Source organism: Deinococcus ficus, from assembly GCF_003444775.1.
Classification (GTDB): Bacteria; Deinococcota; Deinococci; order Deinococcales; family Deinococcaceae; genus Deinococcus; species Deinococcus ficus.
The window spans coordinates 1,944,497-1,969,000 of sequence record NZ_CP021081.1; the positions used below are offsets into that span (position 1 = coordinate 1,944,497).

General features: G+C 70.7%; 24 protein-coding genes. 9 read left to right on the top strand and 15 right to left on the bottom strand.

The features are described from left to right. Positions 1 to 318: 318 nt before the first annotated feature. Together DFI_RS09460 and DFI_RS09465 are read left to right on the top strand one after the other, a co-directional pair. On the top strand, positions 319 to 1,095 hold the full coding sequence (locus DFI_RS09460) for a DUF554 family protein (protein ID WP_027462924.1): 777 nt from the start codon (positions 319 to 321) through the stop codon (positions 1,093 to 1,095). A 163-nt stretch (positions 1,096 to 1,258) separates the two neighbouring features. Beyond that, entirely contained in the window at positions 1,259 to 2,563 is a 1,305-nt protein-coding gene (locus DFI_RS09465) for a DUF4384 domain-containing protein (RefSeq protein WP_027462925.1), read from the top strand. A gap of 227 nt (positions 2,564 to 2,790) precedes the next feature. Here the strand turns inward: DFI_RS09465 and nspC are convergent, their stop codons facing one another. The 5 genes from nspC to rpe form a co-directional block, all read right to left on the bottom strand. Continuing rightward, a complete protein-coding gene (nspC, locus tag DFI_RS09470; RefSeq protein WP_051307748.1) occupies positions 2,791 to 4,017 on the bottom strand; it encodes a carboxynorspermidine decarboxylase in 1,227 nt (408 codons plus the stop codon). An 83-nt stretch (positions 4,018 to 4,100) separates the two neighbouring features. Continuing rightward, positions 4,101 to 4,673, bottom strand: a complete 573-nt coding sequence (locus DFI_RS09475; RefSeq protein ID WP_027462927.1) for an SEL1-like repeat protein — start codon at positions 4,671 to 4,673, stop codon at positions 4,101 to 4,103. A 30-nt stretch (positions 4,674 to 4,703) separates the two neighbouring features. Further along, entirely contained in the window at positions 4,704 to 5,210 is a 507-nt protein-coding gene (locus tag DFI_RS09480; RefSeq protein WP_081425826.1) for a DcrB-related protein, read from the bottom strand. Between the two features lie 49 nt (positions 5,211 to 5,259). After that, entirely contained in the window at positions 5,260 to 5,985 is a 726-nt protein-coding gene (locus tag DFI_RS09485; RefSeq protein ID WP_027462929.1) for a 2-phosphosulfolactate phosphatase, read from the bottom strand. Beyond that, the gene (rpe, locus tag DFI_RS09490) at positions 5,985 to 6,587 is read right to left on the bottom strand and encodes a ribulose-phosphate 3-epimerase (protein ID WP_244940363.1); all 603 of its coding nucleotides are present in this window, start codon (positions 6,585 to 6,587) and stop codon (positions 5,985 to 5,987) included. The genes DFI_RS09485 and rpe overlap by 1 nt, the downstream gene beginning before the upstream one ends. A gap of 251 nt (positions 6,588 to 6,838) precedes the next feature. Here rpe and scpA point away from each other — a divergent pair, with 251 nt between their 5' ends. Both scpA and meaB read left to right on the top strand, forming a co-directional pair. After that, positions 6,839 to 8,974: a methylmalonyl-CoA mutase gene (scpA, locus tag DFI_RS09495; RefSeq protein ID WP_027462931.1), complete on the top strand. Its 2,136-nt coding sequence runs from the start codon at positions 6,839 to 6,841 to the stop codon at positions 8,972 to 8,974. 118 nt (positions 8,975 to 9,092) lie between these two features. Continuing rightward, positions 9,093 to 10,076: a methylmalonyl Co-A mutase-associated GTPase MeaB gene (gene meaB, locus DFI_RS09500; RefSeq protein ID WP_244940260.1), complete on the top strand. Its 984-nt coding sequence runs from the start codon at positions 9,093 to 9,095 to the stop codon at positions 10,074 to 10,076. A gap of 6 nt (positions 10,077 to 10,082) precedes the next feature. On the opposite strand, the gene sdaAB is transcribed toward meaB, so the two are convergent. Together sdaAB and DFI_RS09510 are read right to left on the bottom strand one after the other, a co-directional pair. Next, positions 10,083 to 10,748: an L-serine ammonia-lyase, iron-sulfur-dependent subunit beta gene (gene sdaAB, locus DFI_RS09505; protein WP_027462933.1), complete on the bottom strand. Its 666-nt coding sequence runs from the start codon at positions 10,746 to 10,748 to the stop codon at positions 10,083 to 10,085. Between the two features lie 55 nt (positions 10,749 to 10,803). Then, a complete protein-coding gene (locus DFI_RS09510; protein ID WP_027462934.1) occupies positions 10,804 to 10,986 on the bottom strand; it encodes a hypothetical protein in 183 nt (60 codons plus the stop codon). Between the two features lie 133 nt (positions 10,987 to 11,119). Here DFI_RS09510 and DFI_RS09515 point away from each other — a divergent pair, with 133 nt between their 5' ends. Genes DFI_RS09515 through DFI_RS09525 form a run of 3 tightly spaced genes read left to right on the top strand, consistent with a single transcriptional unit; the run spans position 11,120 to position 12,860 of the window. Continuing rightward, positions 11,120 to 12,031, top strand: a complete 912-nt coding sequence (locus DFI_RS09515) for an alpha/beta hydrolase (protein WP_027462935.1) — start codon at positions 11,120 to 11,122, stop codon at positions 12,029 to 12,031. A gap of 56 nt (positions 12,032 to 12,087) precedes the next feature. Then, positions 12,088 to 12,483 carry a hypothetical protein gene (locus DFI_RS09520; protein WP_027462936.1) on the top strand — a complete coding sequence of 132 codons (396 nt, stop codon included), beginning with the start codon at positions 12,088 to 12,090 and terminating at the stop codon, positions 12,481 to 12,483. Then, entirely contained in the window at positions 12,483 to 12,860 is a 378-nt protein-coding gene (locus DFI_RS09525) for an inorganic diphosphatase (protein ID WP_027462937.1), read from the top strand. Before DFI_RS09520 ends, DFI_RS09525 begins: the two co-directional genes overlap by 1 nt. Before the next feature lie 13 nt (positions 12,861 to 12,873). Here the strand turns inward: DFI_RS09525 and DFI_RS09530 are convergent, their stop codons facing one another. The 5 genes from DFI_RS09530 to DFI_RS09550 all read right to left on the bottom strand — a co-directional run bounded on the left by DFI_RS09530 (position 12,874) and on the right by DFI_RS09550 (position 19,807). After that, on the bottom strand, positions 12,874 to 13,560 hold the full coding sequence (locus tag DFI_RS09530; protein ID WP_027462938.1) for an SCO family protein: 687 nt from the start codon (positions 13,558 to 13,560) through the stop codon (positions 12,874 to 12,876). A gap of 109 nt (positions 13,561 to 13,669) precedes the next feature. Beyond that, the gene (locus DFI_RS09535; RefSeq protein WP_022801526.1) at positions 13,670 to 16,129 is read right to left on the bottom strand and encodes a cbb3-type cytochrome c oxidase subunit I; all 2,460 of its coding nucleotides are present in this window, start codon (positions 16,127 to 16,129) and stop codon (positions 13,670 to 13,672) included. After that, the gene (gene coxB / locus DFI_RS09540; RefSeq protein ID WP_027462939.1) at positions 16,126 to 17,346 is read right to left on the bottom strand and encodes a cytochrome c oxidase subunit II; all 1,221 of its coding nucleotides are present in this window, start codon (positions 17,344 to 17,346) and stop codon (positions 16,126 to 16,128) included. The genes DFI_RS09535 and coxB overlap by 4 nt, the downstream gene beginning before the upstream one ends. Before the next feature lie 299 nt (positions 17,347 to 17,645). After that, on the bottom strand, positions 17,646 to 18,569 hold the full coding sequence (locus tag DFI_RS09545; RefSeq protein ID WP_027462940.1) for a heme o synthase: 924 nt from the start codon (positions 18,567 to 18,569) through the stop codon (positions 17,646 to 17,648). A 32-nt stretch (positions 18,570 to 18,601) separates the two neighbouring features. Further along, complete coding sequence (locus DFI_RS09550; protein WP_420810869.1) at positions 18,602 to 19,807, bottom strand: COX15/CtaA family protein; 1,206 nt, start codon at positions 19,805 to 19,807, stop codon at positions 18,602 to 18,604. A gap of 215 nt (positions 19,808 to 20,022) precedes the next feature. Between DFI_RS09550 and DFI_RS09555 the strand changes: the two genes are divergently transcribed. Both DFI_RS09555 and DFI_RS09560 read left to right on the top strand, forming a co-directional pair. Further along, complete coding sequence (locus DFI_RS09555) at positions 20,023 to 20,703, top strand: D-lyxose/D-mannose family sugar isomerase (RefSeq protein WP_027462941.1); 681 nt, start codon at positions 20,023 to 20,025, stop codon at positions 20,701 to 20,703. 46 nt (positions 20,704 to 20,749) lie between these two features. Then, entirely contained in the window at positions 20,750 to 21,223 is a 474-nt protein-coding gene (locus tag DFI_RS09560) for a DUF420 domain-containing protein (protein ID WP_027462942.1), read from the top strand. A gap of 53 nt (positions 21,224 to 21,276) precedes the next feature. On the opposite strand, the gene DFI_RS09565 is transcribed toward DFI_RS09560, so the two are convergent. The 3 genes from DFI_RS09565 to DFI_RS09575 all read right to left on the bottom strand — a co-directional run bounded on the left by DFI_RS09565 (position 21,277) and on the right by DFI_RS09575 (position 24,502). After that, the gene (locus tag DFI_RS09565; protein WP_027462943.1) at positions 21,277 to 22,776 is read right to left on the bottom strand and encodes a YifB family Mg chelatase-like AAA ATPase; all 1,500 of its coding nucleotides are present in this window, start codon (positions 22,774 to 22,776) and stop codon (positions 21,277 to 21,279) included. A gap of 104 nt (positions 22,777 to 22,880) precedes the next feature. Continuing rightward, the gene (locus DFI_RS09570; protein WP_027462944.1) at positions 22,881 to 23,234 is read right to left on the bottom strand and encodes a Sec-independent protein translocase subunit TatA/TatB; all 354 of its coding nucleotides are present in this window, start codon (positions 23,232 to 23,234) and stop codon (positions 22,881 to 22,883) included. A gap of 134 nt (positions 23,235 to 23,368) precedes the next feature. After that, positions 23,369 to 24,502 (bottom strand): cysteine desulfurase family protein, encoded by a 1,134-nt coding sequence (locus tag DFI_RS09575; protein WP_027462945.1) that lies wholly within the window; start codon positions 24,500 to 24,502, stop codon positions 23,369 to 23,371. Between the last annotated feature and the right edge of the window lie 2 nt (positions 24,503 to 24,504).

Here is a 24,504-nt window from a genome sequence, read left to right on the forward strand (position 1 = left end):
AGGGCCGCCACACGGCAGCCCCACACAGGATTCAGGATTCAGGAGTTCGCTCAGGTCGTGGTGCCAGCCGCCCCCACCGGGACGGGCCCACCGGATTCCGCCGTGGTCGCCCGGCCCGGAGCGGGACGGGATGTGGCAGCGCGGAAGCGGCATCGGGCGTTTCAACTTGCCTGAAAAGTACCACAGGGCCGGTCAGGGCGGCGTCAAGCATGAAGGAACCCCGCTGGGGGGGTTCATGGGTGGGGCCGAAGCCTGGAGCCGGGGGCGTGCAGACGGGCCGGGACTGCCGGCCAGTGCAGTGCATTACATTCGGCGGCGATGAGCCTTCTGTCGCAACTGTCCGGGACGCTGGTGAACGTGGGGGCCGTGCTGCTGGGCACGCTGCTGGGCCTGGCGCTGGGGGGCCGCCTGCCGGAGCGCACGCAGCGGACCCTGCTGCAGACCCTGAGTCTGGTCACGCTGTTTATCGCGCTGGACATGGCCGGCAGCCTGAACCGCGTGACCGGCGGCAGCGTGCCGGGCGTGCTGCTGGCGCTGCTGGCGCTAGCGCTGGGCGTGGCGATCGGCGAGGCGCTGGGCATCGAGGAGGCGCTGGCGCGGCTGGGCGAGACGCTGCGGCGGCGCTTCCGGGGCGGGGGCCGGTTCACGGAGGGGTTCGTGGCGGCCAGTCTGCTGTTCTGCGTGGGGCCCATGACCGTGATCGGGGGCATTCAGAACGGCCTGACCGGCGACAGCGCCACGTACGTGCTGAAAAGCACGCTGGACGGCATAGCTGCGCTGGCCCTAGCGGGCGCCTACGGCATCGGGGTGGGGTTCAGCGCCGTGAGCGTGCTGGTCGTGCAGGGCGGCATCAGCCTGCTGGCGGGCAGTTTCGCGGCCGGGCTGCTGGGCGGCGCGAGCCCGGAGGTGCTGAAGACGAACGCGCACGTGCTGCTGCTGACCGGCACGGGCGGCCTGATGATCGCCGGGATCAGCTGGAACCTGATGCTGGGCGGCCTGGGCCTGGAGCAGCACCGCGTGCGGGTGGGCAGCATGCTGCCGGCCCTGCTGCTGGCGCCCCTGGTGCTGGGGCTGGCCTCACGCCTGACCGGCTAAGGCCTGGACCACCCCGAGGCCGGGCCCGCTTGATCAGGCTGCGGTGAGGTTCACCTCACCCGGCCCCCACCCAGCCCGGCCTGCCTTGACATCACCTTCAGAATTGATGTTCCTGTGGGCATTTTTCAGTCGCTGGTCAGATTCAGCCCGTACGGTGACCGGCATGAACCCGTCCAAGCCTGTCATGACCCTCACGGCCCTGCTGGGCCTCGCCGCCAGCGTCGCCCAGGCCAGCCCCGCGAAGATCACCGCGCAGAGCATCATCGTGAACCCGGTGGAAACGAAGCTGAACGTGGAAGTCTGGGTGAACAAAGACGCCACCGGCAAGGCCAACCCCACCTACCGCAAGGGCGAGCAGCTGTCCATCGGCGTGAAGACCAACCAGGACGCGTACGTGTACCTGTTCAACGTGAACGCCAACGGCAGCATCGACCTGTTCTTCCCGAACAAGTTCGAGGAGAGCAACTTCATGCAGGCCGGCGTGACCCGCGTGTTCCCCACCCAGAACGCCAAGTACAGCTTCACAGTGGGCGGCCCGAACGGGCAGGACAAGGTGCTGGCCCTGGCCTCCACCAAGGAACTGAATCTCGACGACATCGCCCGCTTCGCCGGGGATCAGGGCTTCGCGGACGTGAAGGTCAGCGGGCAGGAGAACCTCGCCCGCGCGCTGAGCATCGTGGTGAACCCGCTGCCCGCCGACGGCTGGACGACCGACGTGGCCCTCTTCAAGATCGGCGCCGGTCAGGCCACCACCCCCGCCCCGAAACCCAAACCCGGCAGCACCGGCACGGTCACCTACACGCCTGGTGTGGGCGCCCAGCCGGCCCCCGCCCCGACGCAACCGGCCCCGGCACCCACGCAACCTACGCCGACCCAGCCGGCCCCCAGCCAGCCGAACGCCCAGATCAAACCCGGTGAGCGGCAGGACGGCACCTTCGACAGCGCCATGGTCGAGGCCTACGACCGCCTGAAAGGCCCCGAATCCCTCGGCACGCCCACCGGGTACGTGACCCCCTGGGCGGACGGCTGGTGGCAGCGCTTCAAGGGCGTGGCCGCCTACGGGGACGCCGTGCTCGTGCACGCCAACGGCAGCAGCCGCAGCTACGCCGTGCACGGCCGCCTGCTCGAACGGTATCTGGCGCTCGCCAAGGCCGAGAGCAACGGCGCCCGCCCCCCCAGCCGCCTGGGCTGGGCCGCCGGGGACGAGAAGGTCATCCCCAAAAACCCCTACGGCACCCCCGGCCTGTACGGCTTCTTCCAGAACGGCGCGCTGTACGGCACCGAGAAGTACGGCACCTTCTGGCTTCAGGGCCCGGTCCTGAAAACCTACCAGGGCCTGGGGGGGTCCGGCAGCTTCCTGGGCTTCCCCACCCGCGACCAGTACCTGCTGAACGGAGCCTGGGCCGCCGACTTCGAGGGCGGCAGCATCCGCACCGTAAACGGCGTGCCGAAGGTGTACCGCAAGTAACCCCTTCCCGCTGGGGGCGACTGGCACCACCCAAGCGGCCCCGCCCCCAGCCTGACGACTCCCGCGCCTCACGCCAGGCGGCGTGAACCGGGTCCGAATCCACCCCCCCACGAGCCGGACGGTCCGCGCTCACCGCCCCCTCTCCCCTGTTTCCGAATCTGAGTTTCCAGCAGAGTGCCGCCCCGACACACAACGGTCGGGGCGGCACTCTGCCGTTCTGCCTGCGCTCAGCTGAGCTTCGCCTTGAATTCCTCGTACCCGAAGGTCTTCACCCGCTCGTACGAGCCGTCCAGGTGCAGGATGCCGATATCCGGGTGTTTCACCCCGTTGAAGAAGGTGGTCTTCACCATCGTGTAGTGGATCATGTCGTCGAACACCACCCGGTCCCCGATCTTCAGCGGCCCGGGGAACACGTACTCCCCCACCACGTCCCCCGCCAGGCAGGTCGTCCCGCCGATCAGGTACGCCGCGCCGGGCGGGGTGTCCACCGCCTCGCGGTGCTCCTCGGCCGGCGGGTCCCCGGCGCCCAGGATGCGCGGCCGGTACGGCATCTCCAGCACGTCCGGCATGTGCGCCGACACGCTGATGTCCAGCAGCACGGCGTCCTTGACGTTGTGCACCACGTCCAGCACGCTGGACACCAGCCAGCCCGTCTGCCAGCCGAAGGCACTCCCCGGCTCCAGGATCACGTGCACACCCCACCGTTCCCGGAAGGCCCGCACCACCCGGATCAGGCGGGGAATGTCGTACCCCTCGCGCGTCATCAGGTGCCCGCCGCCGAAATTCACCCACTTCACGCGCCCCAGCACGTCCCCGAAGTTCCGCTCCACGACCTCCAGGGTCCGTTCCAGGGTGTCACTGTCCTTCTCGCACAGCGTGTGGAAGTGCAGGCCGTCCACGCCGTCCAGCAGGTCCTCCCGGAACTCCCGGCGCGTCACGCCCAGGCGGGAGAACGGCCCGGCCGGGTTGTACAGGTCCGTCTCCACCTCCGCGTACTCCGGGTTGATGCGGATACCGACGTGCAACTCCCGTCCCGCCGCGCGGGCCGCGTCCACCTGATGCTTAAAGCGCTCCCACTGCGAGAAGGAATTGAATACCAGGTGATCGGCCAGCGCCAGGATGCGCGGGAAGTCCTCATCGCTGTACGCCGGCGCGTACACGTGCACCTCCCCCTGCATCTCCTCTCTGGCCAGGATCGCCTCGTTCAGGCTGCTGGCCGTCGCTCCGGTGATCCCGTACTCCCGCAGCAGCGGGAAGGCCGACCACATCGCGAAGCCTTTGAACGCCACGATGATCTGCGCCCCACTCTCGCGCTGCACGTACTCGATCAGGGTCAGGTTGCGGCGCAGGCGGGACTCGTCCAGCACGAATGCCGGGCTGGGAATCGCCGCCCAGTCCACGGTGGACACGTCCGTCACAGACGGCAGGATCAGGTCAGAAGGCAGAACACTCACGCCGCCCAGCGTACCGGATGCGCAGCGCCCGCCGCCCGAACCGACAAGCCGGGTGAAGGCAGGCAAATTGCAGGACCCACCACCTACCCCAGGCGGTCGTGGACTTTCATGGTGAACAGCAGCCAGGCCATGAAGGCCAGGGCGATCAGGGCGGCGGCCACCAGGACCGGCAGCAGCGGGTTGCGGCGGCGGTGCTGTTCGTCGTCCTGGCGTTCGGTGTGCTCGTCGCGGCGCAGGGGCTGGTGGGTGCCGTAGGGGCTGCGGTGCACGCTCTGGGTGTGCCATTCGCTGGGGGGGAGGTTGGTCAGCATGGCCTGGGCGCGTTCGTGGCCCTGCGCGGCGGCTTGGTCGAGCAGCAGGCGGGCGGCGTTGAGGTTGGCCTGGGTGGGGTGTTCGTCGGTTTCGCGGAGGGTGTCGCCGTCCAGGCTGAGCCAGCCGCCGCGCAGGAGTTTCGCCGTCTCAAACTGCGCGTCCGCGTGGCCGGCGCGGGCCGCCTGGAGGAGCAGGGCATGCTGCTCGTTGGCGGGCAGGCTGAAGGCGCGCTCATAGGCGTGGAAGTGCTCGTACACGTCCCAGGCGGCCTGGGGGTCGCCGGCGTGCGCGGCGTCCAGGGTGTCGCGGCTGACGGTCTGGGGGGCGGGGGGTCTGGCGGCCATGGCGTGCCTGGATTGTAGGCCGGGTGGGGCTTACTTCGTGAAGCGGAAGCTTTTCACGAAGGGCGTCATGACTTTTTTCAGGGCGGCCTCGGCGCCGGCGCCTTTGAGGGTGGTGCCGGTGATCAGGTAGGCCTTCTTGCCCCTGAGGATGTAGGCACTCTGGTAGTACAGGGTGCGGGCGCCCTGGCGGCCCTGGTAGGTGGTCTGGCTGCCCTTGATGCCGCCGAAGGTGAGGGGCGCGTTGCCGAGGATCTTGCCGCCGGGCAGGAGGAGTTTCAGGTCGGCGGCGCTGCGGGCGTAGTACTGCGCCAGGGTCATGGGGGTTTTCAGGGTCTGCACGACCACGTTGATGTTGGGGCGGAAGCCCTGGACGGTGGTGGGCGCAGCGTACTTCACGGTGACGCCGGCCACGTCACGTTTGAGCCAGCCGGGGGGCGCGGTGACGCTCAGGCCGTCGCGGGGGCTGGTGAAGGTGGCGGCCTGGGCCGCGCCCAGTGCGGCGGTCAGGAGCACGGGAAGAACGCACGGGTGACGCATGCCTCAGGGTAGGGGCGGTGAATGTGCGGGTGTTGAGGCGGGCGGGGCCTTACCCGGCGGTGAAGTGCAGGGTGCCTTCGGGCGCCTGGGCGTCCGGGGTGAGGGTGGGGACGATGGTGCTGGTGCTCACCTGCGCGGCGTACCGGACGTCCTCACCCAGGCCGAGGCCGGCAAGGCGTTCGCCGTGCACGCTGCTGCTCAGGGCCTCCAGGGGATTCCCGGCGTTGCGGCGGACGGTAAGGGCGATACGGGTGCCGTCGTCGATGCTGAATTCACCCAGGGCGAGCAGGTACTCGGCGATCACGCCGGCCGCGTACACGTCCTCCAGGCCGACGTGCTGGTCGGTGCCGGCGCACACGATGGCGACTTCCTCGGTGGCCTGGGCTTTGGCGCGGCGGGCAGCGGCGTGGGCGTTGGTGATGGAGGCGAGGTACACGTGCTTGCCGGTCTGCGCGGCGACGTGGGCGGCGTCGGTGCCGTTGGTGGTGTTCATGACGACGGTGCGGCCGGTGAAGTTCTGCGCGGCGGCTTCCACCGGGCTGTTGCCGAAGTCGAAGCCGGGGATGGGCAGGCCGCCGCGTTCGCCGCCCAGCACGTACTGCCCGCCGGCCTGCTCCTTGAGGTTCAGCGCGACGTCCGGGGTGCGGGTGAGCAGCAGGGCCTCGGCGCCGCGTTCGAGGTAGGTGATGGCGGTGGTGGTGGCGCGCAGCGTGTCGATCACCAGCACGACGTCCGGGTAGTTGCCGTGCGGGAGGAGGTCCACGCGCAGGCGCATTACTTCAGCGCCTCGCGGAAGCGTTCCAGGCCGGCGCGGGGGCCGTCCGCGCCGAACACGGCGCTGCCGGCCACGAGGCAGCTGGCGCCGGCGTGCACGACCGCGCGGGCGTTCTGTGGGGTGACGCCGCCGTCCACCTGGAGTTCGGCCGGGCTGCCCAGGTCGTCCAGCCAGTGGCGGACAGTGCGGATGCGGTCGAGGCTCTGGGGGATGAACTTCTGCCCGCCGAAGCCGGGGTTCACGCTCATGATCAGCACGAGGTCCACGTCGGCCAGGACGGGTTTGATCGCCTCGAGGGGCGTGCCGGGATTGAGTGTGACGCCGGCCTTCTTGCCGAGTTCCCTGATCATCTGCACGGCGCGGTGGATGTGGGGGGTGCTTTCCACGTGCACGGTGAGGCCGTCGGCGCCGGCGGCGGCGAAGTCCTTCAGGTAGCGCTCGGGCGCCTCGATCATGAGGTGGACGTCCATGAACAGGGGGCTGGCGCGGCGGGCGGCGGCCAGGATGGGCATCCCGAAGCTGATGTTGGGCACGAACGCGCCGTCCATGACGTCCACGTGGGCCCAGTCGGCGTCGCCGATGGCCTGGAGGTCGTCGGCCATGCGGGTGAAGTCGCACGAGAGCAGGCTGGGGGCCAGTTTGACCGGGCGGGCCTGGGGGTCGGGGTGGGCGACGTCGGCGTTCACGCCCCGCAGATTAACACTTCCTTCACTTATGTTCTGAGCGAAATGTAACGGCGCCCGGCCGTCCCGCATGGTGGCACGCGTCAGGGGCGCGCCAGCCGGCGATCACGCCGGGCGGACGGACGCCCCGGCCCTGCGTGGCACAATCGGCGTGTACGGAGGTTGTACCCATGACCGACCTGAATCAGTGGAAAGCGCTTGCCAGCAAGGACCTGAAAGGCGGTGACCCGGACACGCTCAACCGCGAGCTGCCCGAAGGCATCACACTCAAGGCCCTGTACACCCGAGACGACCTGCCCCCGGGCGGCGCGGCCGACACCCTGCCGGGCCTGCCGCCCTTCACCCGCGGCCCCCGCGCCACCATGTACGCTGCCCGTCCCTGGACCATCCGGCAGTACGCGGGCTTCTCCACCGCCGAGGAATCCAACGCCTTCTACCGCCGTAACCTCGCCGCCGGGCAGAAGGGCCTGTCGGTGGCTTTCGACCTGGCCACCCACCGCGGCTACGACAGCGACCACCCGCGCGTGGTGGGCGACGTCGGGAAGGCCGGCGTGGCGATCGACAGCGTGGAGGACATGAAAATCCTCTTCGACGGCATTCCCCTGAAGGAGATGTCGGTGTCCATGACCATGAACGGCGCGGTGCTGCCGGTGCTGGCCGGGTACATCGTGGCGGGCCTGGAGCAGGGCGCGCGCCTGGACGAACTCTCCGGGACCATCCAGAACGACATCTTGAAAGAGTTCATGGTGCGCAACACCTACATCTACCCGCCCGAGCCCAGCATGCGCATCATCGCGGACATCATCGAGTACACCGCGAAGAACATGCCGCGCTTCAACTCCATCTCCATCAGCGGGTACCACATCCAGGAGGCCGGCGCGAACGCCGCGCTGGAACTGGCCTACACCCTCTCGGACGGCCGGGAGTACATCCAGGCCGCGCTGAACAAGGGCATGAACATCGACGAGTTCGCCGGGCGCCTGAGCTTCTTCTTCGGGATCGGCATGAACTTCTACACCGAAGTCGCCAAGCTGCGCGCCGCGCGGCTGCTGTGGAGCGAGGTCGTGGAGGAATTCGGGCCGAAGAAACCCATGAGCAAGGCCCTGCGCACCCACTGCCAGACGAGCGGCTGGTCCCTGACCGAGCAGGACGCGTACAACAACGTCGTCCGCACGACCATCGAGGCGATGGCGGCCGTGTTCGGCGGCACGCAGAGCCTGCACACCAACGCCTTCGACGAGGCGATCGGCCTGCCCACCGACTTCAGCGCCCGCATCGCCCGCAACACGCAGCTCGTCATTCAGGAAGAGACCGGCATCACGAACGTCATCGATCCCTGGGGCGGCAGCTACATGATGGAAGCCCTGACCGCCGAACTGGCCGACAAGGCCCGCGAACTGATGAAGGAAGTGCAGGAACTGGGCGGCATGGCCAGGGCCATCGAGTCCGGCGTACCGAAACTGCGCATCGAGGAATCCGCGGCCCGCAAGCAGGCGAAGATCGACCGGGGCGAGGACGTGATCGTGGGCGTGAACAAGTACCGTCCCACGCAGGACACCCCGATCGACGTGCTGGACATCGACAACGCCGCCGTGCGCGAATCGCAGATCGCCCGCCTGAACAAGCTGCGGGAAGAGCGCGACAACGCGCAGGTGAAGCGCACCCTGGCCGCGCTGACCGAAGCCGCCCGCACCGGCCAGGGCAACCTGCTGGCCCTGAGCGTGGACGCCATGCAGGCCCGCGCCACCCTGGGCGAGGTCAGCGACGCGCTGGAACAGGTGTGGGGCCGCCACGCCGCCGAGATCAAGACCCTCAGCGGCGTGTACGCCGCCGGGTACGCCGGCGACGAGAACTTCGACGCCCTGAAACGCGACATCGACGCCTTCGCTGAGCGGGAAGGCCGCCGCCCGCGCATGCTGGTCGTGAAGATGGGCCAGGACGGCCACGACCGCGGTGCGAAGGTGATCGCCACCGGCTTCGCCGACCTGGGCTTCGACGTGGACGTGGGCCCGCTCTTCCAGACGCCCGAGGAGGCCGCGCGGCAGGCCATCGAGAACGACGTGCACGTGGTCGGCGTGAGCAGCCAGGCGGCCGGGCACAAGACCCTGGTGCCGCAGCTCGTGCAGGCCCTGCGGGCCGAGGGCGCCGACGACATCCTGGTCGTGGTGGGCGGCGTGATCCCGCAGCAGGACTACCCGGCGCTGCGGGAAGCGGGCGCCTCGGGCATCTTCGGGCCCGGCACGCCCATCCTGAAAAGTGCCAGGGAAGTGCTGGACCTGCTCAGCGAACGGCCCGTCACCACCTGAGCCCTCCCCTGCCGGCCGCGCTTCCTTCCGGGCGCGGCCGGCCTGTTGTCCCGGCGGCCGGAGCGGACCGCGCGGGGGCGGGCGGTCCGTCCTGGGCCTGATTGGGTAGCATCCGGGCGTGAGTGACTCTCCCGCACTGGCCGCCCCCGAACCCGTGCACCCGCTGGCCCTGCCGCTGCTGTCCGGCTCGCGGCGGGCACTGGCGAAGGCCATCACCCTCACGGAATCCACCCGCCCAGAGCATGAGGTGCAGGCCCAGCGGCTGCAGGCCCAGGTGCTTCCGCGGGCCGGGCGGTCCATCCGGGTGGGGCTTACCGGTGTGCCCGGGGTGGGCAAGAGCACCTTCATCGAGGCGCTGGGGGTGTGGCTGGCAAACCAGGGCCGGCGGGTGGCGGTGCTGGCCGTGGACCCCAGCAGTGCCCGTACGGGCGGCAGCATCATGGGGGACAAGACCCGCATGCCGGCCCTGACCGTGCACCCGAACGCGTTCATCCGGCCCAGTCCCAGCGGCGGCACGCTGGGCGGCGTGGCCCGCCGCACCCGGGAGACGATCACGCTGTGCGAGGCGGCCGGGTACGACGTGCTGCTGGTGGAGACGGTGGGCGTGGGGCAGTCCGAGACGCAGGTGGCGGCGATGACGGACCTGTTCGTGCTGCTCACCCTGCCGAACGCCGGGGACGAGTTGCAGGGCATCAAGCGCGGCATCATGGAACTCGCGGACCTCTGCGTGGTGAACAAGGCCGACACCAACCCGAAGGCCGCCACCCGCGCGCAGACGGAACTGCGGACCGCCCTGACGCTCCTGACCCCCCACGACGCACCGTGGCGTCCGGTGGCGCTGAAGGCCAGCGCCGTGACCGGCGAGGGCATCCCGGAGGTGTGGGCGCAGGTGGAGCAGTACGCCGCGACCGTGGACCTCGGCGCGCGGCGGCACGAGCAGACCGCGGCGTGGTTCGACGACCTGCTGCGCGAGGCGGCCTGGAAGGCCTTCCGGGCCGGGGTGGGCGCCGAGCGGATCGCCCAGTTGCGTGCCGAGGTGCAGGCGGGGGCGCTCACGCCCGTGCAGGGCGTGCAGGCGCTCCTGCCGCAGATGTGGAGCTGACCGGGGTCAGCCGTCCATGAGTTTAGGCAGCATCCGCACCCAGTCGGTGACCTGCCAGCTGTTCAGGAAATGCACCGCTTCCGGGCTGAGGTCGTGGTCGAGTTCCACGGCCAGCAGGGCCACCCCGCCGCGCTTCTCGCGGGTGCAGGTCAGGGTGGCGATGTTCGTCTCGTCGGCGGCGATGGTGCTGGCGAGGCGGGCGATCACGCCGATGGCGTCGCGGTAGCGCAGCAGCAGGGTGGGGTTGGCCGCGCCGAAGTTCACGCCGAGTCCCTGCACGTGCGTGACCTGGATCACGCCGCCGCCCGTGCTGCTGCCCTGCACCGTCACGCTCTGCGTCTCCCCCTTGAGCTCGATGACCGCGGTGTTGGGGTGCACGTCGCCCAGGTCCACGTCCCGGAAGTCGTAGGTGAGGCCCGCCCGCTCGGCTTCCTCGAAGGCCTGCGCGAGGCGGGCGTCGTCCGGGCGGTAGCCGAGGATCCCGGCGATCAGGGCGAGGTGCGTGCCGTGCCCGCGGCCGGTCTTGGCGAAGCTGGCGTGCAGCCCGATGCGGGCCTCGCGAGGTGCCTCGCCGAGCAGGTGGTGCGCGACCAGTCCCAGGCGGCAGGCCCCGGCGGTGTGGCTGCTGCTGGGGCCGATCATGACCGGGCCGATCATATCCAGGAGGGACATGCGGGCAGTATACGGAGCCGGCCCGGCGGGCCGTCCGGTCACGCGGGCAGGCGCCTTACTCGGGCTGGTCCTCGTCGGCGAGGTCGCCGAGGTTCTCCTCCAGCTCGCTCAGGACCTGCCGGGGGTCGGCGTTCGGGTCGAGGCCGTCGGCGTTCGTGCTGCCGTCGGCGCCCTGCATGCCGTCCTCGATGATCTCGGTCTGGTCCACGTCTCCGCTGTTCGGCTGGGGGCTCGTCATGGCGTTCAGTGTGGGTGGTGGGGGGCCGCGCGGGATGGCCGGGGCTTCATGCTTTCCGTAGCCTTGGGCCCCAGCGGGCCGGAGTGTGCGCCCGGCCGCACTGGGCACGGCCGGCGCCCATTAGCGTGCCGGAATGCCCGCTGCCCGGACCGTCCGCTCCGCTTCCTCCCTCTCGCCTTCCCGCACCCGGGGCCGGGTCGCCCTGCTGAGCGTGGGCCTGCTGGCGCTGGCGGGGGGGCTGGCCGCCTGCTCGCCGGTGGAAACCCTGAACCGCGTGGTGCCCCTGAACGGCATCACGGTGGAGCGGGACATCGCCTACGGCCCCCTGGAGCGGCAGAAGCTGGACCTGTACGCCCCGGCCGGCGTGAAGGACGCCCCGACGGTCCTGTTCATTCACGGCGGGTCGTGGGAGGGCGGCGACAAGAACCAGTACCCCTGGGTGGCGGAGTCCCTGGCCCGGGCCGGGTACGTCACGGCCGTGATGAACTACCGCCTGGCTCCGCAGTTCCGCTACCCGCTGTACGTGCAGGACGCCGCACTGGCCCTGAAGTACCTGCACGAGCAGGCAGGCCGGGTGGGCGGCAGCGGCCGGAACCTGTTCGTGATGGGGCACTCCGCCGGGGGCTTCAACGCGGTGGAGGCCGTGGTGAACGAGCGCTGGCTCGCGGAGGTCGGGGTGCCCGTCTCTTCGGTGCGCGGCGTGATCGGCGTGGCCGGGCCGTACAGCTACGACTACCGCGACTTCCCGAGCGCGCGGGCCTTCCCGGAAGGCAGCCTGCCGGACGACGTGATGCCGGACCGGCACGTGCGCACGGACGCGCCGCCGCACCTGCTCCTGGTCGCGGAGAACGACCGGGTGGTGTACCCGCAGAACGCCGTGAACATGGAAGCGGCCCTGAAGCGGGCCGGGGTGCCGGTACGGCGGGTGGTGCTGCCGCGGCTGGACCACGTGACGATCATGGGGGCGTTCGCGCGGCCGCTGGTCTTCCTGGGGGGCACGCGGGCGGAGGTGCTGGCGTTCATCGAGGCGAACCGCCTGCGCTGAGCGCCGGCTCTGCGTCCGGGCGATCTCATGCCGGGGTCGGGTAGGATCAGCGCACCATGACGTTCCGTGCTGCCCTGCCGCGCCGGCTGCCCCTGCTGCTGGGCGCGGCCCTGTGCCTGCCGCTGACCGCCTGCCGGTACAACTTCGTGCCGCTGATCCCGCCGGTGCAGGAGACGAAGCTGCCGGTCCGCCTGACGGACGTGACACTGACCCGGGACGGCGAGACCCTGACGCTGAAGGCCAAGGTATCCGGCACGTTCGAGCCGGGTTACCTGGGGGTGCGCTGGTACGCGGGGGCGCAGGAGATCGGGCAGGACAGCCTGTTCCTGGACGCGGCGCAGCCGGCAGCCACATTCACGCTGGCCGCGCCGGCAAAGGCGGCCTACCGGGCCGTGCTGTCCTTCGGCGGGGTGGTGCTGCGGCAGGTGGAACTGTACGAGGTGGCGCCCTGATGCGCCCCCGGACGGGCGTGGTCGAGTGGACGGCCGGGCAGCGCGAACGCTTCATCTGGCAGGACGGCCGCGTGGTGCCGTACCGCGTGGAACCCCTGCCCGCCCCGGTGAACTACGGCTGCCTGCCCGGCACCCTGAACCCCGCCGACGGCGCCGAGGTGGACGCCGTGTGGCTGGGCGCGCCGCGCGCCGTGGGCGACCGGGTGGAGGCCCCCGTCAGCGGCCTGCTGTGGCTGGCGGACGGGGACCACAAGGTGATCTTCGGGGCGCTGCAGGAGGGCGCCGCAGCCCTGCTGGCGTGGTTCCCGCCGGACCGGGGGGCGGACCTGCGCAGCGCCGAGGCGGCCGAGGCGTGGCTGGCGGACCTGGGCGCCTGAGGCGCCCGCCCGGTCAGTTCGCGTACTGGCGGACGAGCTGCGGCATGTCCCGCTGCAGGGTGCCGTCGATGACGGCGGTGTTGCCGTACACCCGCACGAAGCGGCCCTGACCGTCCAGGATGCTCACCTGGTCGCCGTGCAGGCGGGAGGCGACCTGCGCCGCGCCCTCCGCCGGGGCTTCAGCGTCCGCGGTCGTCTCCCCGGAAGGAGGGGCGGCGTGGGCGCCATGGTCGGTGGCCGGGGCCGCCTGGGGCTTCACGTTCCCCACGAACATCTGCCGGGCGGCCTCGTCGATCGTCTCCGGGTCACCGGTCAGGCCGGTGAACGCCGGGTCGAAGCGGTCCAGGTAGGCGCGGACCACGTTCGGGCGGTCGTACTCGGGGTCCACGGTGATGAACTGCACCCACACCCGGCGTTTCAGGTCGTCGGGCAGGTCGGCGTAGGTGGTCTTCAGGCTGGTCAGGGTGGCGGGGCACACGTCGGGGCAGCGCACGAATCCGTAGAACACCAGCCGCACCCGGCCGTCGGCGCTGGGCAGGGTGGTGGGCTCGCCGCGGTCGTCCACGAGCTTCAGGGCGGGCAGCACCTTGGGGTCGTCCAGCGCCTCGCCGCCCAGCTCGGCCGGAGCTGAGGTCCGGAACAGCAGCAGGCCGGCCAGGAGGGCCGCGACGGCCAGGAGGACACCCGTGATCCACTTCATCCGCGCAGGGTAGCGCGGGGGGTGGGAGGCCGCGTGTCCCGCCGCGCCCGCCAGGAATAGCGAAACCCCCCTCCGGGCGGAGGGGGGCGCAGGGAGCGAGGGGTCGGGGCTACCAGATGTAGAAGATCGCGACGATCAGCAGCCAGACCACGTCCACCAGGTGCCAGTACAGGCTGGCGGGCACGATGCTGCCGTGGTTGTGGGCGTCCATCTTGCCCGTCAGGGCCTGGTAGTACGGCAGGGCCACGCCCAGGCCACCGATGATGATGTGCAGGCCGTGCAGGCCGACGATGATGAAGAAGCAGGATTGCCAGAGGTTCTGCTTCCAGTCGCTCTCGAAGCCGAAGAGGCTGAACTCGTACACCTGGAAGATCATGAACAGCGCGCCCAGGATCAGGGTGAAGAACAGGCCCAGGGTCCCCCAGCGGGGTTTGCCGTGGTGCAGGTCGTGCTCGGCCTTGTGCACCACGAAGGAGCTGCTGACCAGGATCACGGTGTTCAGCATCGCCAGCCAGAAGGCGGGGCGCAGCGCGGGCGGTTCGGCCAGGCCGGTGACGCGCAGGTACACGTACCCGGCGATCAGCACGCCGAACAGCGTGACTTCGCTGATGATGAACCAGGCCATGCCCATAAAGCCGTTGTCGTACTTGGTGAGGTGGTGGTGCTCGGTGGGCACCGCGTACTCGCGGGTGCCGGCCCACTTGAACAGCCCGTACAGGAACAGCGGGAAGCTCAGGTACAGGATCACGCTGGCGAGCACGTGGCTGGGCGCCGCGTCGAAGAAGGGCTGCAGGCCGCCGGCGGGCGTGTAGTTGGTGAACCAGCCAAAGCTCAGGCCGTAGCCCATCAGCAGCAGGCTGAACGCGGTGATGAAGGGGCCCCAGCTGTCCTGCGGCAGGTGAATGCTTTCCGGCGCGACGGGCTTGAGGGTGTCGCCGTTCTTCTCCCAGTCGTACAGGGGGCGTTCGGTGGGGAAGGTGGTGGGGAAGTCATGCGCGAAGTTGTACGCGGCGGGCGGGCTGGCGGCCGTCCATTCCAGGGTGAAGCCGCCCCAGGGGTTGGCGCCGGCGGTGATGGGCCGCGCGAGGCTCTGGAAGATGTTCCACACGAAGATCACGCCGCCGACCAGCAGGATGAGCGCGCCGATGGTGGACACGAAGTTCAGTTCCGTCCAGGCCCAGTTGCCGCTGGGGTAGGTGTAGTAGCGCCGGGGCATGCCGAGCAGACCCAGGATGTACTGCGGCAGGAAGGTCATCCAGCTGCCGATCATGAAGGTCCAGAAGTGCCACATGCCAAGCTTCTCGTCCAGGAAGCGGCCGGTCATCTTGGGCCACCAGTAGTACACGCCGCCCATGGCGAGGAAGGCGGTGCCGAACATCATCACGTTGTGGAAGTGCGCGACGATGTAGTAGGACATCGTGACCTGGTAGTCGAAGGGAATCATGCCCAGGCTCACGCCGGTGATGCCGCCGATCAGGAAGTTGAAGATGAAGCCGATCAGCCAGTAGGTGGGGGTGCGCATCAGGATGCGGCCGCCCCACAGCGTGCCGATCAGGTTGAAGATCTTCACGCCGGTCGGCACGGCCACGATCAGGGTGGCGACGCTGAAGGCGATCTGCCAGATCTCGGGGAGGCCCACGGCGAACATGTGGTGCACCCACACGATCAGGGAGACGAGCACGATGCCCAGCAGCGAGTACACCATCACGCGGTAACCGAACAGCGGCTTGCGGGCCATGGTGCTGGCGATCTCGGCGCCGATGCCGAGGTACGGCAGCAGCATCACGTACACGGCCGGGTGGGAGTAGAACCAGAAGAACTGCTGCATCAGGACCGGCACGCCGCCGATCCCGGGGTTGAACATGCTCAGGCCCAGCTTGATTTCCAGGAAGGTGACGAGCGCCGCGGCGGTCAGGCCGGAGAGGCTGATCAGCTGCAGGATGCTGGTGGCGAAGATGCTCCACACGAAGATCGGCATCTGCCACAGGCTCATGCCGGGGGCGCGCATGTTGATGATCGTGGCGGCGAAGTTGGCGCTGCCGAGCAGCGACCCGATGCCGTTCAGGATGATGGCGACCATGAACACGCTCACACCGGTCTGGTTGCCGTCCACGCTGAGCGGGTAATAGAAGGTCCAGCCCACGCCGGGCGCGCCGCCGTTAAACAGGCCCGTGAGGACCAGGATCAGGCTGGCGATGAAGCTCCACACCGCGAAGGTGTTCACGCGCGGCAGGGCCACGTCGCGCACGCCGAGCTGCAGCGGCAGGAAGTAGTTCCCGAACCCGAACAGGCCCATGGGAATCAGGAAGAAGAACAGCATCACGGCGGCGTGCATGGTCAGCACCTGGTTGTAGGTGTTGCCGACCAGGAGCGTCTGGTCCGGGAGGGCCAGCTGCAGGCGGATCAGGACCGCGAGGATGCCGCCGATGCCGAGCGAGGCGATGGAGACGATCAGGTACAGCAGCCCGATCTTCTTGTGGTCGGTGGTCATCATGAAATCCTTGACGACCTCCCAGACGCTGGGCCGCTCCGTGCGGGTCTGGATGTGCTCAGGGGCGTGAACGGTCACTGCTGGCCTCCTGGGGCGGAGATGTTCTTGATGACCGGGGTGTCACGCCAGTAGTCAGCGTCGTCGGGCAGGCGCAGGCTGCGCAGGTACGCGGCGATGTCCCCGATCTCGTCGTCGGTGAGCACGCCGCCCTTCTGCTTCTTGCCCGAGACCGTGTACTCGCTGCCGTCGTACGTGGGCATGAGGCTGCCGGGTTTCACTTCGGGGCTGTTCTTGATCCAGGGTTCGAGCATGTCGCGGGCCTTGTCGCCCTCCCACATGCCGGCGCCCAGGGTGCGGCGGGTGCCGAAGAAGCTCAGGTCCGGGCCGGCGGCGCCGGCGGCGGGGGTGCCCTGCACGCGGTGGCAGGCGGCGCAGGCCAGCGCGCCCGTCTCAGGCTTGCCGTTCACGAACAGGTTGTACCCGCGTTCCTCGGCGCTGCCGGCGTCGGGGGCGGGGGCGCGGTAGGCCTTCGCGGCGGCCAGGAAGGCGTCGTAGCGTTCCTGGGACAGGGCGATGACCTTGTAGCGCATGTTGGCGTGCGAGGCGCCGCACAGCTGCGAGCAGTTGCCCTGGTACACGCCGGGGCGGTCGGTGTCCACGTTCCAGGTGCGGACCACGCTGGGAATCGCGGCGCGCTGCCCGCCGATGTTGGGGGCCCAGAAGCCGTGCACGACGTCGCCGCTGGTGACGTTCAGGGTCACGAGGCGCCCGGCGGGCATGACCATCTCGTTGCCGTTAGTGACCACGCCGCCGGCGTCGGCGGTGGTGGCGGGGTAGGCGAAGTTCCACCAGAACTGCTTGCCCAGGATGTCGATCTTGGGCGTGCCGGCCGGCACGGGGTTCAGGCGGGCCATGCTGCGCACCGTGAGCACGCTGAGCAGGATCACGATGACCACGGGCACGGCAACCAGCAGGGTTTCCAGGCGGTTGTTGCCGTGGAACTGCTGGGGGGCGTTGGGGTTCTTGTCCTCGCGGAACTTCTGCACCGTGTAGAACAGCGCGGCCGACACGCCGACGAAGATGATCACCGACAGCGCGATGGCCCACAGGCTCATGAAGAAGATCTCGCGGTTGTAGCCGGAGGCCATGTCACCGAGGAACAGGGTCTGGTCGGATCGCTGGCAGCCGGACAGCAGGGCGGCGAGCCCCAGCGCGGCAACCAGCGAGCCGGTCGTCCGCACGGCCCTGGAGGGCCGGCGCGTCCTGGACTGGCGGTCTTGAATGGTGTTCAACATCACTCCTTTTCTCTCTGTGCGGGCCGGTATGCAGGCTTCATGCCGGGCTGACTTCGGCTCAGTGTACTGGCAGACAGGCGAACGCGGGCCAGAGCGCCTTCCCGCCTGGGCAGGAAAGTGCGCTGGGCACCGGGTCGCCCCCTCCGCCGGGGCTACCGAACGGTCAGGCATGACGCCCATAAGATCACATTGCGCCACGGGCAAGTGTCCTGTCTACCGACATACGCCCCGGCCACCCCCGCACGGCCCGTAGCACTCACCCCGGCCGCGGGGCCGGGGCGGTCAGGGTAGGGCGCGGGTTACAGCCAGTGGTGGAAGACCACGCGGTCCACGGCCGCCATCACGAACAGCAGCGCCAGGTACAGCATGGAGTACAGGTACAGCGGCACGGCGATGCGCCGCTCGACCTTGTTGCCCTCCATGACGTGCAGGTACAGCCGCCAGGACAGCACCATCAGCCAGGTGCCCAGGGCCAGGGCAGACACGAAGTAGATCGCGCCCACCTCCCGGAAGAACACCGGCATCACCGACAGCACCACCGTGTAGATGGCGTACAGGCCGATCTGCGCGACCGTGAGCTTGTCGCCGTGCACGACCGGCAGCATGGGAATCCCGACCTCGCGGTACTCGTCCTTGATCATCAGGGCCAGCGCCCAGAAGTGCACCGGCGTCCAGAAGAAGATGATCGCGAACAGGAACCACGCGAACAGGTTCAGGTCTCCGGTCACGGCCGCCCAGCCCACCAGCGGCGGGAAGCACCCGGCCGCGCCGCCCAGCACGATGTTGTGCCAGGTGTTGCGCTTGAGCCAGCGGGTGTACACGACCACGTAGGTGACAAAGCCCGCCAGGCTCATCAGGGCCGCCAGCGGCGAGCCCCACACCCACAGCATCACGAAGGAGAGGATCTGCAGCGCCGCGCCGAAGATCGCCGCGTTGCGGGTGCTGATCAGGCCGCTGCTGGTGGGACGCTTGGCGGTGCGGGCCATCTTCAGGTCGATGTCCCGGTCAATGATCATGTTGAACACGCCTGCCGAGCCGGCCGACATGTATCCGGCCACGCTGACCACGACCAGCAGCCACAGGCCCGGCCAGCCGCGCGCCGCCATGAACATGGCCGTGATGGTCGTCCACAGCAGCAGGCTGATCACCTTCGGCTTGGTCAGAGCCAGGTAGTCCCGCCAGGTGGCGCGGCCCACGGCGGCAGTGGGAACAGTGTCTGGCATGTCGGGGGCGCTGTTCAGGTCGGTCACGGCGGTCACGCGCTCCCCCGGGCGGCGGGAGCGTCCGCCCGGACCAGGGTGAGGGCGCGGTAGGCGAGCATCAGGGTCACGAGCCACATGATGCATGCCAACAGCAGGTGCACGAGCTGCATCCAGCCCGGCGCCTTCAGGGCCACGTTCACGAAGCCCACCAGGACCTGCACGCCGATCACGCCGGCCAGCGCCGCGCCCCAGCGGGTCACGGCCGGGGAAGGCCGCAGCCGCGCGAGCAGCCGCGCCATCCACAGCAGGTACGCGCTGCCCAGGATCGCCAGGACCGGGTGCACCACCCGCAGGTTCTCGATCAGGGACGCGGTCGCGGCGTAATCCCGTTTCACGGTATCCAGCGGCGTGCCGGCCGCCGGTGCGAACAGCAGGTCGCCCAGCGCGGTCACGGCGCCCGCCATGCCCAGCAGCAGCATCAGCACCACGCCGCCGGCGATCACGGCGCCCACCCTCCCCTGCCCGCGCAGGCGCAGCGCCGGCTCGCCCCGCGCCCACAGCACGGTCAGCAGCAGCGCGCCCAGCAGCGCGAAGGTGTTGGCGAGGTGAATGCCCTGCACGAAGCCCCGGGCGGGGTCGGTGCTGTCGGCGGTGAGGCCCAGCAGCACCTGAATGCCGCCCACCACGCCCTCCAGCAGGATCAGTGCGAAGGACAGCGCTGCGCCCAGCAGCACCGGCCAGCGCGTGAACGCCTCCCGCCACGTCAGGCCGCGGGTGGCGAGCAGCGCCGAGAGCCACCCCACCAGGCAGCCCAGGCCCAGCCCGGCACCCAGCAGCACCAGCGCGCCCGACTGCAGGGCCGCGCCGGCCAGCAGCACGCCCGCCGCAGCCAGCCCCAGCCCGAACCACAACCGCACCCGGCCCTGCGGGGCGCCGGTGGCCGGCGCGCGGCGCACCACGGCCGCGAACGCCGCCGCGAACAGCGCGATGGCGACCACGCCGCTCGCGCCGCTGGTGAGGCGGTGACTGAACTCGATCAGGGTCTTCTCCGCCAGGCTGGGCGGCACGACCACGCCGTTACACAGCGGCCAGTGGTCCCCGCAGCCGGCGCCGGCACCCGTGATGCGCACCACCGCCCCCCACAGGATGACCAGCACGTTGTACAGCAGGGCGAACCAGGCCAGCGGCAGCAGCCACCCGCCTGCCGCCCGGTGGGGTTCAGACCGGGTGCCTTGCGCGACCCGCAGCGTTCCACTCACTTCATTCACCGTCCTTCGCGCCCCCCGCGTGCCCGTCCGGGACGGGGGCGCCCTGCACCCTGCACGTCCTCTGGCCGAGGTGGCGTGCGGAACGTGCCATTGTAGCCCGCCCCCCACGCAGAGGATTGTCCCTGCCGCACAGGACGGCGCCGGTGCAGGAGTAGCATGGCGCATGCCCCGAAGCCTGAACCGGCCGGTCCCCGGAGTGCCCCGCCATGCGGCGCAGTGAGATCAACGCCGCGCAGCGCGCCGCCCTGGCCCTGCTGCGCGAGCACCGCTTCCAGCCGCCCCCCTGGGTGACCTGGACCCCGGCCGACTGGGCCGCCGCTCCCGAGGTCAGCGCGTACTGCCGGGCGCGGCAGATGGGCTGGGACGTCACGGACTTCGGCAGCGGCGACTTCGCGCGGCGCGGCCTGCTGCTCATCTGCACCCGCAACGGCCTGCTGCACACGCCCGGCGAGGTGACGTACGCCGAGAAGCTCCTCGTGATCGGCGAGGGACAGGTCACGCCGCTACACACCCACCGCCACAAGACCGAGGACATCATCAACCGCGGCGGCGGCCTCCTCACCGTGGAACTCGCCACACTGGACCCCGCCACCGGCACCGCCGGAACCGCGCCCGTGACTGTTCTCACCGACGGCCGCGCCCGCACCGTGCCCGCCGGCGAGGCCGTGCACCTCCACCCTGGGGAGAGCATCACCCTGCACCCCGGCACCCTGCACCGCTTCTACGCCCAGCCCGGGCACGGACCGGTCCTGGCCGGCGAGGTCAGCGCCGTGAACGACGACCTGACCGACAACCTCTTCCTGGACCCCGTGGGCCGCTTCCCGCAGATCGAGGAGGACGAACCCGCGCTGCACCCCCTGTGGAGCGACCTGCCCGCCCCCGCCTGACCGCCCGGACACCTGCCCCGGCCCCGGGTCCGTAGAATCGGTGCTTATGGCGGAAACCATCAGTCAATGGTCGGTCATCATGATCGTCCTCAGCGGCCTCGCCCTGCTCGCCGGGGTGTACTTCATCCGCACCGGCAACCGCGAGGCCCACATGCGCGCCATGATCCTCGCCAGTGCGCTCGCCACCGTGTTCCTCGTGCTGTACCTCACCCGCCTGGGCCTGGGGTACGAGAAGAAGTACATCGGCCCCAACCGCGCCGCCTACTTCGCCCTGCTGATCAGCCACGTCATCCTCGCCGCCGCGAACCTGCCCCTCGCCCTTGGGGCGCTCTGGCACGCCCGCAACGGCCTGAAAGCCGCCGGGAATCTCGGCAACATCGACGCGCCCGCCGCCCGCGCCCACTTCAACCGCCACCGCGCCTGGGTGCGCTGGACAGTGCCCGTCTGGCTGTACGTGGCCGCTACCGGCTGGATCATCTACGCCCTGCTGCACAACTACGGCGAGGTCATCAAAGGCTGAGTCCGGCCAGTCAGCAGGGGGAGCCGCCCGTGAGCGCCTCCCCCTGCGTCCGTTCAGCCCAGGTCGCGCGGCCGGTAGGTGACGGCCTCGGCCACGTGCGGTTCGCGGATGTCGTCGCTTCCGGCGAGGTCAGCGACCGTGCGCGACACGCGCAGCACCCGGTCGAAGCCTCGCCCGGTCAGGCCCAGCTGCTTCGCGGCCGCCTGCGCGAAGGCCTGCGCGCCCGGGGTGAGCGCGGCGTGACGCCGCAGCGTCTGCCCGGCCAGGTCCGCGTTGCGGTGCCCCTGCCGGGCCAGCATGCGGGTGCGCGCCGCCGCCACCCGGTCCCGGACCGGCGCGGAGGGTTCGGGTTCCGGCGCGCGGGTGAGTTCCTCCACCGTCAGGCGCGGCACCTTGACCACCAGGTCGATGCGGTCCAGCAGCGGCCCGCTGAGCCGCGCGAGGTACCGGGTGCGTTCGGCGGGCGTGCAGGCGCAGGCCTTCTCCGGGTCGCCCAGATGCCCGCATGGGCAGGGGTTCATGGCGGCCAGCAGCTGGAAGCGCGCGGGGTACTGAACGGTCGCGCGGGCGCGGCTGATGGTCACGGCGCCGTCCTCCAGGGGTTGCCTCAGCGTTTCCAGCGCCTTGCGGTGGAACTCCGGGAACTCGTCCATGAACAGCACGCCGCGGTGCGCGAGGGACACCTCGCCGGGCCGGGGCACGCCGCCCCCGCCGATCAGCCCGGCGTCCGACACGGTGTGGTGCGGCGCGCGGAAGGGCGGGTGCAGGTTCAGGCCGCCGCGGGCCGTGAGGAGCCCGGCCGCGGAGTGAATGCGGGTGACTTCCAGCGCCTCCGGGCGCGTGAGGGGCGGCAGCAGGCCGGGGGCGCGTCGGGCCAGCATGGTCTTCCCGCTGCCGGGCGAGCCCACCATGAGCAGGTTGTGCCCGCCGGCCAGCGCGACCTCCAGGGCGCGGCGGGCGGCGCTCTGGCCTTTCAGGTCCGCGAGGTCGAGCAGGGTGTCCGGGTCGGCGCTGGCGTCGGGCGGGTCGGTGGGGGGCAGGGGGCGCTGCCCGGTCAGGTGCGCCACCGCTTCCCCGAGGGAAGCGGCGCCGTGCACAGCCACGCCGTCAATGAGGGCCGCCTCGGGGGCGTTCCCGGCGGGCAGCAGGGCGGGGAGTTTCAGGCTGGCGGCCAGCAGGGCCACGTTCACCGCCCCGGTGATAGGACGGAGGCTGCCGTCCAGGGCGAGTTCCCCGGCGGCTACGGTGCCGTGCAGGGCGCCGTGGGGCAGGAGCTCCTGGGCGGCCAGCAGGCCCAGGGCGATGGGCAGGTCGTACAGCGGGCCTTCCTTGCGCAGGTCGGCCGGGGCGAGGTTCACGGTGATGCGCGCCGCCGGGAAGGGCAGGCCGGCGTTGCGGATGGCGGCGCGGACGCGTTCGCGGGCCTCGCTGACCGCCTGGTCCGGCAACCCCACCACCGTGAAGGCCGGCAGTCCCGGGGAGACGTCCACCTCCACCTCGACGGGCACGGCGTCCACGCCGATCAGGGCGACGCTGCGGGCGCGGGCCAGCATCAGCCGTTCCCGGCCGGAATGAGGGGAATCATGGCGGGAGTGTACTGGCGCGAGCTGGGCCGCCCACGCAGAAATGAGCGGCCCAGCTCTCCGGGTGCGGCGGGTCAGCCCTGCCGGGTGTCCTCGGCGTCTGGTGCCGGCGCCGGGCGGGCGGGGGGCGTGAGGGCCGCGGCGGGCACCGGGCCCTGCAGGGTGACGTCCGGGGCGACGGTAGGCGCCAGGCTGGCGGGGTCGGGGGTCACGTGGATGGTCTGCACGGGGGCCGGGCCGGGCCGCGCGGCGGGCGGGGCGGAGGACAGGCCGACGTCCAGTTCGTCCTTGAGGCCCTGGGTGGTGCGGCGGAATTCGCGCAGGCCCGCGCCGAGGCTCTTGCCGAGTTCCGGGAGTTTGCGGGGCCCGAACACGATGAGTGCCACGAGCAGGATGACCAGAATTTCACCGGGGCCGAGATTGCCCATGATCGTTACCTCCAGGGGCAGACGCGCGGGCCTGCCGGGTTGAAGCGCAGTGTACGCCCCGCCGTTGGGCGGAAGTGAGCGCGATTCTCCAGTTGTTCTGTCAGGCCTTCACGCGCCTGGGTGGCCCGGGGCCGTCAGGGACGGCTCCACTGCGCGGCCTGCATCAGCGCGGCCGCCGCGGCGCTGACCTCGTCGAGGGTGGTGGCGGCCCCGAAGCTGAAGCGCAGGGTGCTGCGGGCGTCGGCCTCGCTGAGGCCCAGGGCGGTCAGGACGTGGCTGGGCTGCATGGTCCCGGCGGCGCAGGCGCTGCCCAGGCTGGCGCACACGCCCAGCATGTCCAGGTTCATCAGCAGCGCCTCGCCGTCCGCGCCGGGCAGGGTCACGCTGACGATCTTGGGGCTGCCGGCGGCCGGGCCGTTCACGCGGAGGTCGGGGATCCCGGCGGTGTCGTTCAGGAACTGGGCTTTCAGGGCGCTCAGGTGGGCGTGGGTGGCCTCGCGCCGAGCCTCGGCGCGAGTCAGGGCCACGCCCGCGGCGGAGGCGCCGGCGGTGTTCTGCGTGCCGGGCCGCAGGCCGCTCTCCTGGCCGCCGCCGTGCGTGACGGGCGGCAGGGCGTGCCCGCGCCGGGCGTACAGGACGCCCACGCCCCGCGGCCCGCCCCACTTGTGCGCGCTGAAGGTGGCGTACGTGACGCCCCAGGCGCCCGGCTGCACCGCGTGCACGCCGGGGGCCTGCACGGCGTCCGTGTGGTACGGCACGCCCCGCGCGGCGGCCACGGCGGCCAGGCCAGGGGTGTCCTGCACGGCGCCGATCTCGTTGTTCACGTGATGGATGGACACGAGCGCGGTGTCGTCCCGCAGGGCACCCTCCAGGCCCTCAGGGTGGTAGAGGCCCTGAGCGTCCGGGGCGAGGAACGTGACGGCCCAGCCGCGCGCGGCCAGCACCCGGGCGGGGGCCAGCACCGCGGAATGCTCGGTCTGGGTGGTGATCAGGTGCCCGGGCTGGCCGTGCGCGTCCTCCCAGGCCTGCGCGGCGCCGAACAGGACGTGGTTGTCGCCCTCGGTGCCGCCGCTGTTCAGGGTCAGGGTCCGGGCGTCCACGCCCAGCACGGCCGCGATCCGGGCGCGGCCCCCCTCCAGCAGTTCGCGGGCGGCCTGCCCGGCAGCGTGCACGCTGGCGGGGTTGCCGGGCAGGGCGGCAGCCCGCAGGTACGCCTCCTGCGCCTCGGGGGTCATGGGGTGCGTCGCGGCGTAATCGAGGTAGATCATCG

Excerpts from the sequence above, each read along its gene's own strand:
- DFI_RS09460 (WP_027462924.1), top strand. The coding sequence starts at position 319 with ATGAGCCTTCTGTCGCAACTGTCCGGGACGCTGGTGAACGTGGGGGCC.
- DFI_RS09465 (WP_027462925.1), top strand. The coding sequence starts at position 1,259 with ATGAACCCGTCCAAGCCTGTCATGACCCTCACGGCCCTGCTGGGCCTC.
- DFI_RS09475 (WP_027462927.1), bottom strand. The coding sequence starts at position 4,673 with ATGGCCGCCAGACCCCCCGCCCCCCAGACCGTCAGCCGCGACACCCTG.
- DFI_RS09480 (WP_081425826.1), bottom strand. The coding sequence starts at position 5,210 with ATGCGTCACCCGTGCGTTCTTCCCGTGCTCCTGACCGCCGCACTGGGC.
- DFI_RS09485 (WP_027462929.1), bottom strand. The coding sequence starts at position 5,985 with ATGCGCCTGCGCGTGGACCTCCTCCCGCACGGCAACTACCCGGACGTC.
- rpe (WP_244940363.1), bottom strand. The coding sequence starts at position 6,587 with ATGGCCGACGACCTCCAGGCCATCGGCGACGCCGACTGGGCCCACGTG.
- scpA (WP_027462931.1), top strand. The coding sequence starts at position 6,839 with ATGACCGACCTGAATCAGTGGAAAGCGCTTGCCAGCAAGGACCTGAAA.
- sdaAB (WP_027462933.1), bottom strand. The coding sequence starts at position 10,748 with ATGTCCCTCCTGGATATGATCGGCCCGGTCATGATCGGCCCCAGCAGC.
- DFI_RS09510 (WP_027462934.1), bottom strand. The coding sequence starts at position 10,986 with ATGACGAGCCCCCAGCCGAACAGCGGAGACGTGGACCAGACCGAGATC.
- DFI_RS09515 (WP_027462935.1), top strand. The coding sequence starts at position 11,120 with ATGCCCGCTGCCCGGACCGTCCGCTCCGCTTCCTCCCTCTCGCCTTCC.
- DFI_RS09520 (WP_027462936.1), top strand. The coding sequence starts at position 12,088 with ATGACGTTCCGTGCTGCCCTGCCGCGCCGGCTGCCCCTGCTGCTGGGC.
- DFI_RS09525 (WP_027462937.1), top strand. The coding sequence starts at position 12,483 with ATGCGCCCCCGGACGGGCGTGGTCGAGTGGACGGCCGGGCAGCGCGAA.
- DFI_RS09530 (WP_027462938.1), bottom strand. The coding sequence starts at position 13,560 with ATGAAGTGGATCACGGGTGTCCTCCTGGCCGTCGCGGCCCTCCTGGCC.
- coxB (WP_027462939.1), bottom strand. The coding sequence starts at position 17,346 with ATGTTGAACACCATTCAAGACCGCCAGTCCAGGACGCGCCGGCCCTCC.
- DFI_RS09545 (WP_027462940.1), bottom strand. The coding sequence starts at position 18,569 with ATGCCAGACACTGTTCCCACTGCCGCCGTGGGCCGCGCCACCTGGCGG.
- DFI_RS09555 (WP_027462941.1), top strand. The coding sequence starts at position 20,023 with ATGCGGCGCAGTGAGATCAACGCCGCGCAGCGCGCCGCCCTGGCCCTG.
- DFI_RS09560 (WP_027462942.1), top strand. The coding sequence starts at position 20,750 with ATGGCGGAAACCATCAGTCAATGGTCGGTCATCATGATCGTCCTCAGC.
- DFI_RS09565 (WP_027462943.1), bottom strand. The coding sequence starts at position 22,776 with ATGCTGGCCCGCGCCCGCAGCGTCGCCCTGATCGGCGTGGACGCCGTG.
- DFI_RS09570 (WP_027462944.1), bottom strand. The coding sequence starts at position 23,234 with ATGGGCAATCTCGGCCCCGGTGAAATTCTGGTCATCCTGCTCGTGGCA.
- DFI_RS09575 (WP_027462945.1), bottom strand. The coding sequence starts at position 24,502 with ATGATCTACCTCGATTACGCCGCGACGCACCCCATGACCCCCGAGGCG.